This window comes from Flavobacterium acetivorans (assembly GCF_020911885.1).
Taxonomy (GTDB): Bacteria; Bacteroidota; Bacteroidia; order Flavobacteriales; family Flavobacteriaceae; genus Flavobacterium; species Flavobacterium acetivorans.
In genome coordinates this window covers 3,488,673-3,500,880 of the sequence record NZ_CP087132.1, presented here as the reverse complement: position 1 = coordinate 3,500,880, position 12,208 = coordinate 3,488,673, and the positions used below count along the sequence as shown (strand labels likewise).

Sequence of the window (12,208 nt, the reverse complement as noted above, 5' to 3'; positions counted from 1 at the left end):
CTCGAAAAATTGAGATGGGATTTTTTTATAGAAAAGTATTTGTTTTTTGGAACTTTTCGTTGTTTTAAGGTTTCTATTTCGCAATAATATGTTGTTTATTGTAGCTATTTAATAGGCTTCTTTGACGATGTCTTTGTCTTCTATATTGATATTGTGCAACTGTTTGATAATCGCATCCATCATGGGCGGTGGGCCGCAAACATAAAATTTATGGGCGTGTGAATCAATTTTTGATTTCAAAAAATCTTCGGTTATAAATCCATGATCATAGCCGTTGCGATTTTCGTCTGAGAGTATATTGATGAAATTTTTGCCAAGTAATCGGTTAAATTCCTCTTCATTAATAATGTCTTGCTTGGTTTTGTTGGCAAAAATTAATTTATTGTTTCCAATTTTATTTTGAGATTCAAGATTTCTGAAAATCGAGATAAAGGGAGTGACTCCGGCACCACCGGCTATAAAAATGCCTTCGTCGGTATAGCCGATGTCTCCGAAAACATCGTGCAAAATCAGCTCATCGCCAGTTTTAAGTTTTAGCAATTCATTGGTAACTCCTTGGTGGGTGGGATAGGTTTTAATGGTAAATTCCAAGAAATCGTCTTTGGGTAAGGAGGTAAAAGTGAAAGGACGTTTTTTATCTTTCCAGCCTTCTTTATTTATTGAAATTTCGGTTGCCTGGCCTGGATTAAATGCAATATCTTTTGGTTTTTCGAGCACAATTCGAAGCACATCGTGTGTGAGATGTACTACAGACTTTGTTTTTACGGTATAATTTTTCATGTCTCACTCCGTTTTTAAATTTATTTCCGTAATGTGTTTATAAGTTAAAAATGTTTTTTATTAATTGATAGTCATAAAGTTACGAAAAAGTTATTGTAGATTTTAAGAAGTTTTTCAAAGTAAAATATTAAGTTCTGTTAAGATAAATTTATATTCGATGGGGTTATAGCAAAATAGGTCATAAACAAAAAAAATCCGTGTTTCCACGGATTTTTTGTATGGTAAAAGATTTTAATTTTAGCCCAACAAAAACAAGAAAATCAAAGGGAAAATTATTCCGGCTAAAGCCAGTTTCCAGCCGCGTTCCTTGAAGCTGAACTTTCCGGCTTTTACCATTATCGTTCCAGTTAGAGCGATGATAATTAAACTCAAGGCAAAAATATCAGAATAATAAATCCAGAAATTAGAAGTGCTTTTATGCAATTTCATGGTTTGGCTAATGATTGGCGTTTTTAAAAAAGCGACAACTTCTCCTTTTCCCGTATTTATATCAATTTCGACATCGTGTTTTTCAAAAGAGATTTTTAAGTTTTCTTTTTTAATCGTATGACGTCTGAATTTATCATCGATGCCTAATTCCTTTCCTAAATTTTTAACATATTTTTCGGTGATTTCGTCTTCAGCAGGAAGTTGTACTTCGATCGCTTTAGTCTCAATAGTGTATTTTTCAGGATGCCAATGTTCTCTGTGATTCATCATAAGACCTGATAAAGCGAAGGAAACAATAAGTCCAATATAGAAGTAACCTAAATCCCTGTGTAAGTTACGGAAAGTTTTTTTGTTCATTTTGGCTGCTGTTTTGCGTTTGCGAAAATAATCTATTTTGCTATTATAATTCAAAAACTTTTTGCTGTTTTGATAGTTGTTTCAAAGCAGCAAAAAGTTTTTGAATCACAATGTTAGGATTGTTTTTAGAACTTGTATTTTAAAGATGTCATTACTTGGCGTGGAGCGATTGGGTTTACACTGTAATTTTCGTGAACGGTGTAATTCAATTCATTAGTAAGGTTAGATAGTTTACACAGTATGGAGAATTTCCCCCATTCATAACCAGCAGAAACATCTATGGTTGTGTAAGCTTCTAGTGGAATTTCTCTATCAAAAATTCCATTAGGTTCTGTAGCTTTATATTGGTTGTTCCATCCGCCTACTCTTTTTCCAATATAATTTGAATTTGCTCCAAAAGATATTCCTTTCAATAAGCCTGAAGGTAAGGTATAAAAGAAGCTTAGGTTAGCCGTGTTAGCTGGTGTTCTAGCCAGACGATCTCCTACGATAAAGCTTCCTTCTAGTCCTGAAGTTTTAGTATAACGCATGTCGTTATAGCTGTAACCGGCCATTATGCTTAGGCCTTCTGTAGGGCGAGCTGTTATGTCCAGTTCCACACCTTTACTTTTAGTAGATCCGCTTAAGACCTTTATGCTGGTGTCGGTATTGGGTGATCCATCTGCTTTAAATTCGGCAGTTTGTGCTAAATTGCTGTTCTCAATTTGGTATAAGGTAATGTTTGTGCTTAATATACCTCTCCAAAAATCTTTCTTGATTCCCATTTCATATTGATCTATTATGGAAGGTTTGATTACTTTTAGATCTACTGTTGTTCCAGTATTTGGTGTAAAAGAATTAGAATAGCTAGCAAATAACGACATGTCTTTTGTTGGTTGGAAAACCAAACCTAACTTTGGAGTAAAAGCTTGATCGATACGGTTTTGTTCTTTTTTAATTTCAACAGGACTCTTGGTTAAATCATGTGTGTCAGCTTGTGCTTCCTGCCATGACCAACGCAATCCTGCCAATACTTTGAATTTATCAGTAAGAGAAATTAAATCTTGGGCATAGATTCCAAAACGGTTCGTATCTGTTTTTACTATTTTGGTATTTGTACCTTCTGGTATGGCACCTCCTTGGTCAAAATTATCAAAGTCAAAGATGTTACCGCTTCCATAAGTTTTTGGGTCAAATGTAAAAGTGTAGGCTTGTGCAAATGAATTTTCAAAATCAATTCCTGTAAATAGTTGATGTTTTATCTTGCCTGTAACAAAATTTCCTTGTAAGCTAATTTGTTCGCCAATAATTTGTTCCAAGTTTTTGTTTTGTCCCAATGGTCTTTCCCAGTCTCCATTATTTTTTGGTTGGATGCGTTCTGTACCTTTTGAGGTTCTGTTGTAATTTTGAAATGAACTGTTGAAATTCAGTTTCCAATTGTCGTTAAATTCATGTTTCACTAATCCAGAAACGCTGGCTTGTCTTGTTTGACCGTTTGACCAAGTTGCCCCCAGATAGGTATTTCTTGGTAAGTCTATAATTTCTTTACCGATGATGGCTGTTCCAAAATCAGGAGTCCAATTGTCATGTAAATAATCTCCTTGCAATACAATTTCGGTTTTGTCACTTGCTTTAAAAAGCACCGATGGGTTGATATAGTAGCGTTCTTTTTTTACTACATCCCTAAAGCTCTCAGAGTTTTCATAAGAACCTGTAAAACGGTAGGCAATCGAATTGTTTAATGGTCCATAAATATCAACCGAAGGTTTGTAGAAAGCATTGCTTCCCATTTGCATGCTAAGTTCTCCACCTTTCTTAAAAGAAGGCTTTTTAGTCACCATATTCAAGATTCCTCCCGGAGCAACATTACCAAATAATAAAGCGGCACTTCCTTTAAGGACTTCTATCCTTTCTAATGAAGATACTTCCGGAATGGAACCATTGTTGAAACGGAAACCGTTTTTAAACATGTTATTTGTAGACATATCATATCCTCTGGACCAAAATGATTCTTGGCTACCTCCACGGGCTGAACCAACGTATACTCCGTTTACGTTTTTAATTACATCGCTCAATCGTATCGCTTGTTGCTGCTCAATAACGTGATGCCCCACTATTTGTATACTTTGAGGTAAGTCTATTGGCTTTATATCTAAACCGGATAGTACGGTCTCTCTTTTTTTATTGGGTGTTTGTTTAATTTGAATTACCAATTCCTTTAGGGTAGTAATGTCTTCTATTAATCTAAATTCCACAAAATTAGTTTGGTTGGCCAAAACTTTAATCTCTTTGGATTGTTTCTTCATTCCACTTCCTTCTAGAGTAATGGTATGGCTTCCGGTAGGGAAATTGGTGAAGTTAAACTCACCATTACGATCTGTTTGGGTTGTTTTTGCTTCTTTTCCTAATTTGATTGCTATTCCAGGAAGAGGATATCCATCAGCAGAAAGTATTTTTCCTTCGATGATTCCCGATTCTTGGGCTTGCATATAAAATGAAGTAAATAGTAAGATAAATAATATTCTAATTTGCCTGCTCATAATTGTTTATTTGGAATAATTAAAAATAACGATGCAAATATAGAACCTGATTTTGGTTTAACAAAACTTATTTAGATTAAATATGAATAGAGAAGTGGGATTTAGCTTTAGCCTGTTGTTATTCAGTAAATTAATAGCGAAAAAAAAACTTGCTTTTTTAGAGCAAGTTAGTTTGAATAGTAGGTAATTAGCTTTCTTTTCTATTTGATTTTCTTCATGGAATACTTTTCCGAACTTGGTTTTCCAAATTGCAGACCTGATATTTCAGCAGTCAAACTTTCATTGGAAATTTGTTTGTAGCTGATTGTTTGAGGATAATCGTGTTTTGGGTTTTCAAAACGCAATTCCTTTTCGGCAGTTTCGATTAGTTTAAAGGTAACAGCCTTATCATCATTTTGTCCTTTTACGGTGGCAATATAATCCAGTTCCTCTGCGGTTTGTTGCAAAAGCATCGTTTCAAAATGCAAAGTATCCTTATCTTTTATGAAATAAGATTGTCCTTTATAAGTGCTGTCATTCAATTTCTCCCAGTTTTCAGAAAGAGTTCCATCCGGTGTTTTGGCTTCCCATTTCCCCAGCATCCAATGAGCAGTTTTGATTTTTTCTTTTTCGTTAGAATCAGAATTTTTGCAGGAAACAATGACTGACAAAAGCAGTATAAGAGTCATTTTTTGAATCATTTGCCTAAAATATTTGAAGTTGTTTTGAACAAGCTAAATTATAAAAAAATAGAATAGTCTGACTTTTTTACTTTCTAATATTTAAAAGATGTAAAATACTTTTTTTCAACGTATTATAATTTTAATACGAAGTAGGATAGGATGCTAATTGAAACAATTTTGCTTTTTTTAGATAGAGAAACTAGCATAACTGTAGCTTTTTGTAAATCTTGCAAACAAATACAGGCGGTTAGGCATTCTTTTTCAAAATAGCATGGACCAATTCCCTGGTTGGTTTTTGATCTTTTAGATTTTCTCTAACCACATCAAAAGTCACTTTGAAATCACAGCCCAGTTTATAATTCCCGCAACCATAGGCCGTTTTTCCTTTTAGAACAGTACCTTTTTGACATTTGGGACAAGACAATTCATCCGATGTTGTTTTGGTTATCGTCTTTTTTGGTTCTAAAACCAATTTGAAGTTTTCATCAAAACGCAGTAAACCTTCTACAGCACCTGCATCGGTTTTGAAGTCTTTTAAGTTAACCGTAGAACCTTTTTGAAGCAATCTTAAGTATTGATTCTCGGATATTTTTTTCTCGGCAAAACTAAAAGGCAACAGGAAATTACAGCCCGCTTTATAATCGGCACAGCCGTAGGCTTGTTTTCCTTTTATTAAGCTTGCTTTTTTACATTTTGGGCAGGCTTCCGCCAAAATCCCCGCGACTTTCTTTTTTTCCACCGTAGCCAATTGCTTTTGAGTACTTTCGGCATGAGAAATATTGGCGTGTCTGGTTTCGCTTCGGACTTCATAAACCAAAGCTTCGACCATGCGTTTCATATTATTGATAAAGGCGCCAGCGGTAAAGCTACCTTTTTCAATGTCTTTCAGTTGCTTTTCCCAGCTTCCCGTTAATTCAGCCGACTTGATCAATTCATTTTGAATGGTGTCAATAAGTTGGATTCCTGTTGGTGTTGGCAATACTTGTTTTTTGTTTCGAACGATGTATTGGCGTTTAAAAAGCGTTTCAATAATATTGGCTCGTGTTGACGGGCGACCAATGCCGTTTTCTTTCATCAACTCGCGTAAATCTTCATCATCGACTTGTTTTCCGGCGGTTTCCATCGCGCGCAACAAAGTCGCCTCGGTAAACTGATTGGGCGGTTTGGTTTCTTTTTCTAAAAACGAAGGCTGATGTGGGCCTTTTTCGCCTACTACAAAATTGGGTAATATATCAGCCTCTTTTTCTTTGGCGTTGGGGTCTTCAAAAACAATGCGCCATCCTTTTTTTAAGATTTCTTTTCCGGTCGTTTTGAAGGCTACCTCGGCTGCTTTTCCAATTACACTAGTATTGGCGACCAAGCAATCATCATAAAATACTGCGATAAATCGTTTCACAATAATATCATATACTTGTTGCTGATTGTATTGCAAATTCGATTGAATTCCCGTGGGGATAATCGCATGGTGATCAGTTACTTTTTTATCATTGAAAACCTTAGTCGATTTTTTTATTTTTTTCTCCAAAAGCGGCTGCGTCAGTACGGCATAATTACTTAGTTTTTGCAGAATGCCGGGCACTTTTGGATAGATGTCATTTGGCAGAAAAGTGGTATCCACTCTGGGATAAGTAACTACCTTTTGTTCGTATAAGGTTTGGACAATCTTAAGCGTTTCATCTGCCGAAAATCCAAACTTAGTATTGCAATACACCTGTAAACCTGTTAAATCAAACAGTTTTGGAGCATATTCATTGCCGTTTTTTCTTTCGACAGCGACAATTTCGAAATCACTTTCTTGGACTTTATTGGCTAAAAGTTCTCCATCTTCCTTTTTCAAAAAGCGACCTTCCTCATAGCTGAAAAGGATTTCTCGATATAAGGTTTGCAGTTCCCAATAGGGTTGTGGTTTGAAATTTTCAATTTCTTTAAAGCGATCTACCACCATTGCCAATGTAGGAGTTTGCACCCGTCCAATGGACAACACTTGTTTGTAACCTCCGTGTTTTACGGTGTACAAACGGGTTGCGTTCATGCCCAGTAGCCAGTCGCCAATGGCTCTGGAAAAACCCGCATAATATAAATTGTCGTAATTAGCCGATGGTTTCAGGTTTTCAAAACCTTCTTTGATGGCTTCGGTGGTTAGGGACGAAATCCATAAACGTTGTACCTCGCCTTTATAATTGGCCTCGTTCATCACCCAGCGCTGAATGAGTTCCCCTTCCTGGCCGGCATCCCCGCAGTTGATGACCAGCTCGGCTTTGTCAAATAGCGCTTTTATGATTTTGAATTGCTTTTGGATCCCCGAATTTTGTACCACTTTGGTTTCGAATTTTTCGGGCAGCATCGGCAGGTTGTTCAGATCCCAACTTTTCCAATAGGATTTGTAATCGTTGGGTTCTTTTAAGGTGCATAAATGCCCAAAGGTGTAGGTTACCGCATAGCCATTGCCTTCATAATAGCCATCATGCTTGGTATTGGCTCCCAAAACGGATGCGATTTCGCGTGCTACACTTGGTTTCTCGGCAATACAGACCTTCATTTTCTCCTTCTAATTTAAGGGTGCAAATTAGGAATTTAGATTTTGGTATTAAAGAGAAAGTAGCGGGAGTTATGAACGGTTAGGAATAGAAGAGGAGGTTTTGGGATAAACGAAGCTGTTTTTGCCAATGCATTGTTCATACACTATCCATACACTATCCATACACTATCCATGCTTTATCCATGCCTTTGCCTGGGCTTTGACCCGTCCTGAAATAATTCATCGTCTGAAAGTACAGTTTATTCAAATGGGCATTGGTTACAAACGAGCGCCAGAGGCTATGAATAACAGAAAGGAACTTAGTTTTTGTTTTCTTCTTGGATAATTAATTTTAAGGAGTTGATGTAGTCGGTGTCAAATTCAATTGCTCTTATTTTTTTAGGTTTAAAGCTCATTTCTCCCTCAAATTTTCCTTCGGGACCCAAAAAATCCATTATAAGCTCTTTGTCATTGATTTCGATGAGTCTACCCAGATAAACCGCTTTGTCTGACTTTTTCGTAATCTGAAAAATTTCATATTTATGGGCTAAAAAATGGATAATGGTTTCTAAATCAGTAAGCGGTATTATTTCTTCGGCACTGGTTTTTAGGCCTTTTAATTTAATGACTCTTTCGGTGAATTCATGGTCTTTGTCTTGAGTAATCGATTTTACATTTTTGTTTTTCAAAATCGTATAACCATCAATAATAAAATCAACGGGATTGTTTTTAATCAAAATCCAATCTTCGGTCCAATCAATCAGAAAGCCGGTAAAAAGGTCTTTTTTATCTTCAAATTCAATTGTAATCAATTGACGCAAGTATTTTTCCATGATAGTATGTCGCTTTTCTGAGCAAATATTATTTGATCTCAGTGGTATTTTTAACCTCTCAAGTTAAGAATATTATGGGGAATTTCAAAGTTTTTTATCATATCAAAAGAAAGGCGAAGCGGACCCTTCGCAGCGTTATCACGATTTTTTTGTTGTAATGACTTGTTTATACTTCGTAGAGACTGCTTTTGATTGTGAAATTGTATTATTTGCTCAGTTTGTGCTACGAAGTCGGGAGACTTCGCAGAGCCATCACGATTGTATTTTGTCGTTTTTACTTGTTTATAGTTCGCAGAGCTTGGTTCTAATTTTAGCATACTTTATTTTCCTGTCTTTGTAGATTATTGGAATGGCTACGAAGTCGGGAGACTTCGCAGAGCCATCACGATTGTATTTTGTTGTTTCTACTTGTTTCTACTTTGCAGAGCTTGGTTCTAATTTTAGCATACTTTATTTTCCAGTCTTTGTAGATTATTGGAATGGCTACGAAGTCGGGAGACTTCGCAGAGCCATCATGATTGTATTTTGTTGTTTTTACTTGTTTATACTTCGCAGAGCCATCACGATTATATTTTGTTGTTTTTACTTGTTTCTACTTCGAAGAGCTTGGTTCTAATTTTAGCATACTTTATTTTCCTGTTTTTGTAGATTATTGGAATGGCTACGAAGTCGGGAGACTTCGCAGAGCCATCACGACTGTATTTTGTTGTTTCTACTTCGCAGAGCCATTACGATTGTATTTTGTTGTTTCTACTGGTTTATACTCTGCAGAGTTGGGGTTTTTTTGCCAGAAAAAGAGACAGTGGATAGTCTGAAAAAGCAGCTGAAAAACTTGAAACATCAAATAGAAAACTTTAAATAAAAATTTCGTAATTTTGCACTCCAATAAAAGGACTAAGATTATGTTAGATAGACTTCAAATAGTAAAACAACGTTTCGATGAGATCTCTGATTTGATCATCCAACCGGATGTGATTTCAGATCAGAAGCGTTATGTGCAGCTGAATAAAGAGTATAAGGATCTAAAGGCTTTGGCTGAAAAAAGAGATGAATATGTTCTTTTGATGGCTAATATTGATGAAGCCAACGAAATAATAGCGGATGGAAGTGATGCAGACATGACCGAAATGGCCAAGATGCAACTCGAAGAAGCGAAGGAAAGATTGCCAGAACTGGAGGAAGAAATCAAATTTATGCTGATTCCTAAAGATCCAGAAGATGCTAAGAACGTGATGGTGGAGATTCGTGCCGGTACAGGTGGGGATGAAGCAAGTATCTTTGCCGGAGATTTATTCCGTATGTATACTAAATATTGTGAGAACAGAGGTTGGAGAACTTCGGTTGTGGATATGAATGAAGGAACTTCGGGTGGTTTCAAAGAGGTAATTTTTGAAGTTAGCGGAGAAGATGTTTATGGAACTTTGAAGTTTGAAGCTGGTGTTCATCGTGTGCAGCGTGTTCCTCAAACCGAAACTCAAGGACGTGTTCATACTTCGGCAGCGACTGTTATGGTATTGCCAGAGGCGGAGGAATTTGACGTTCAAATTGATATGAATGATGTGCGTGTGGATTTCTTTTGTTCGTCAGGACCTGGTGGACAATCGGTAAATACAACTAAATCGGCCGTACGTTTGACACACATTCCTACAGGATTAGTGGCGCAATGTCAGGATCAAAAATCACAGCATAAAAATAAAGATAAGGCTTTAACGGTATTGCGTTCCCGTTTGTACGAGCAGGAATTGGCCAAAAAAGAAGCCGAAGATGCTACAAAACGTACTTCACAAGTGAGTTCAGGTGACCGTTCTGCCAAAATACGTACTTACAATTATGCGCAAGGTCGTGTGACGGATCACAGAGTTGGTTTGACATTATACGATTTAGGAAACATCATGAATGGTGATATCCAGAAGATTGTTGACGAGCTACAATTGGTGAACAATATGGAAAAATTAAAGGAAGCTAGCGAAGTTTTCTAAGAAAAAAGAGCAAAGAAAATAGACTATAGAGAATAGAAAAAAGATGCCATACTGAAATTATTTAGTGTGGTATTTTTTTATCAAATAGAATATTATTGTATAGATACTAAGGACGAAAAAATAAAACTTTGCGGTTTAATAATTGGGTATTTTTTAAACCATTAAGACATTAAGTTTCATTCAGCTTAATGTTAATTTGAAATATAAAAAACATTGTGAACTTTGCGGAAAACTTTGCGAACTTTGCGGTTAAACACACAACAATGACAACACAACAACTAATTGAACAAATCAAAATAAAAAAATCATTCCTTTGCGTTGGCTTGGACGTAGATTTAAATAAGATTCCAAAGCATCTTTTAGATTTAGAAGATCCTATTTTTGAGTTCAATAAAGCGATTATTGATGCGACACATGATTTGACGGTTTCTTATAAACCCAATACAGCATTCTTTGAGGCCTATGGTATCAAAGGCTGGATGTCATTGCAAAAAACCATCAACTACATCAACGAAAATTATCCGGATATTTTTACCATTGCCGATGCTAAACGTGGCGATATTGGGAACACTTCGTCGATGTATGCCAAAGCTTTTTTCGAAGATTTGAATTTTGATTCAGTTACGGTAGCTCCTTACATGGGAAAAGATTCGGTGGAACCTTTCTTGGCTTTCGAAGACAAACATACTATAATGTTGGCTTTGACTTCAAACGAAGGCGCTTTTGATTTCCAAACTTTAAAGGTAGATGGAACCCGAGGCGAAGCTAAAGAATTGTACAAACGCGTTTTGGAAACCTCTAAAACATGGAAAAACAGCGAAAACCTAATGTATGTAGTTGGAGCAACCAAAGCCGAATATTTTACTGAAATTCGTAAAATTGTCCCTGACAGTTTCTTGCTTGTTCCCGGTGTGGGAGCGCAAGGAGGAAGCCTTTCTGAAGTTTGCAAATACGGAATGAATGCCAATGTAGGATTGTTAATCAACTCTTCAAGAGGTATTATTTATGCCTCAAACAGCACCGATTTTGCTGAAAAAGCAAGAGAAGAAACCTTAAAAATGCAACAGGAAATGGAAGCGATTATTAGTTTAAAGTTCGAAGTTTAAAAGTTTCAATTTTGTTGGATTGTTCATAAAATATTGTGAACACTATAGATCTTAACTTTTTTAATGGTTTAAGTTTTTAAACATTGAGTTTAACTTTTTGCTTGATCTATTTTTGAGCCATTAAGAGATTAAGCTTCAGTAAATTGCTTTGTATACTTTGCGAAAAACCTAGCGCCCTTTGCGGTTAAACTCAAAATATTTTCAAACTTGAAACAAATAATTTTAGCAGATCAACTTGGAACTCAACATACATTTGAAACTTCGCCTAAGCGAATTATTTCTCTTGTTCCTTCGCAAACGGAATTGTTGTGTGATTTGGGATTGGAGGACAGGCTCGTTGGAATCACTAAGTTTTGCGTACATCCTTATCGTTTAAAAATGACTAAGAAGATAGTTGGCGGAACCAAGAAAGTCCATTTTGAAAAAATCCGTTTGTTGCAGCCGGATATTATTATTTGTAACAAAGAGGAGAACAGCAAGGAGATTGTTGAGGAATTGCGTAAAATATGCCCGGTTTGGGTTACGGATATCATTACGATTGAAGACAATTTCAGGATGATCAGTGATTTTGGGCAGCTATTCAATTGTAGAATCGAAGCCCAAAAATGGAAGGACAAATTGGCTTTTGCCTTGAGCGATTTTAGAAATTTCATCAAAGACAAACGAATTATAAAAGCAGCTTATTTTATTTGGAAAAATCCCTATATGGTTGCCGGTTCAAACAATTTCATCAATGAGTTACTGAGGTTAAATCATTTTGAAAATGTATATGAAAACAAAGGGAGGTATCCGGAAATAAATATTGAAAAAATGCAAGAAGAGGGGAATCCTGAGATCGTTTTTCTTTCCTCGGAGCCTTTTCCTTTTAAAAAAGAAGATGGCTATGAAATAGCACAATTTGTTCCTAATGCTCCAATTGTTTTGGTAGACGGAGAAATGTTTTCCTGGTATGGAAGTCGTCTTTTAAAAGCCTTTGACTATTTTAAAAAGCTACATAATACTTTATCAATTTAAAATCCTACAGC

Annotated in this window: 9 protein-coding genes; 3 read left to right on the top strand and 6 right to left on the bottom strand. The window is 36.1% G+C overall.

What is annotated here, in order from left to right:
• Positions 1-108 precede the first annotated feature (108 nt).
• The 6 genes from LNP19_RS15105 to LNP19_RS15080 all read right to left on the bottom strand — a co-directional run bounded on the left by LNP19_RS15105 (position 109) and on the right by LNP19_RS15080 (position 8,098).
• Positions 109-780 carry a ferredoxin reductase domain-containing protein gene (locus LNP19_RS15105; protein ID WP_230062722.1) on the bottom strand — a complete coding sequence of 224 codons (672 nt, stop codon included), beginning with the start codon at positions 778-780 and terminating at the stop codon, positions 109-111.
• Between the two features lie 237 nt (positions 781-1,017).
• Entirely contained in the window at positions 1,018-1,566 is a 549-nt protein-coding gene (locus LNP19_RS15100; protein WP_230062721.1) for a PepSY-associated TM helix domain-containing protein, read from the bottom strand.
• Positions 1,567-1,691: 125 nt separating this feature from the next.
• On the bottom strand, positions 1,692-4,085 hold the full coding sequence (locus LNP19_RS15095; protein ID WP_230062720.1) for a TonB-dependent siderophore receptor: 2,394 nt from the start codon (positions 4,083-4,085) through the stop codon (positions 1,692-1,694).
• A 200-nt stretch (positions 4,086-4,285) separates the two neighbouring features.
• The gene (locus tag LNP19_RS15090; RefSeq protein ID WP_346432216.1) at positions 4,286-4,753 is read right to left on the bottom strand and encodes a DUF6265 family protein; all 468 of its coding nucleotides are present in this window, start codon (positions 4,751-4,753) and stop codon (positions 4,286-4,288) included.
• A gap of 241 nt (positions 4,754-4,994) precedes the next feature.
• Positions 4,995-7,286 (bottom strand): DNA topoisomerase 3, encoded by a 2,292-nt coding sequence (locus LNP19_RS15085; RefSeq protein ID WP_230062718.1) that lies wholly within the window; start codon positions 7,284-7,286, stop codon positions 4,995-4,997.
• 299 nt (positions 7,287-7,585) lie between these two features.
• Positions 7,586-8,098, bottom strand: coding sequence for a hypothetical protein (locus LNP19_RS15080; protein ID WP_230062717.1), 513 nt, complete (start codon positions 8,096-8,098; stop codon positions 7,586-7,588).
• Between the two features lie 902 nt (positions 8,099-9,000).
• On the opposite strand from LNP19_RS15080, the gene prfA reads away from it, so the two are divergent.
• The 3 genes from prfA (at position 9,001) to LNP19_RS15065 (ending at position 12,197) form a co-directional block, all read left to right on the top strand.
• Complete coding sequence (gene prfA / locus LNP19_RS15075; protein ID WP_230062716.1) at positions 9,001-10,077, top strand: peptide chain release factor 1; 1,077 nt, start codon at positions 9,001-9,003, stop codon at positions 10,075-10,077.
• 263 nt (positions 10,078-10,340) lie between these two features.
• Positions 10,341-11,183 carry an orotidine-5'-phosphate decarboxylase gene (gene pyrF / locus LNP19_RS15070; RefSeq protein ID WP_230062715.1) on the top strand — a complete coding sequence of 281 codons (843 nt, stop codon included), beginning with the start codon at positions 10,341-10,343 and terminating at the stop codon, positions 11,181-11,183.
• Between the two features lie 207 nt (positions 11,184-11,390).
• Positions 11,391-12,197: an ABC transporter substrate-binding protein gene (locus LNP19_RS15065; RefSeq protein ID WP_230062714.1), complete on the top strand. Its 807-nt coding sequence runs from the start codon at positions 11,391-11,393 to the stop codon at positions 12,195-12,197.
• Positions 12,198-12,208 lie beyond the last annotated feature (11 nt).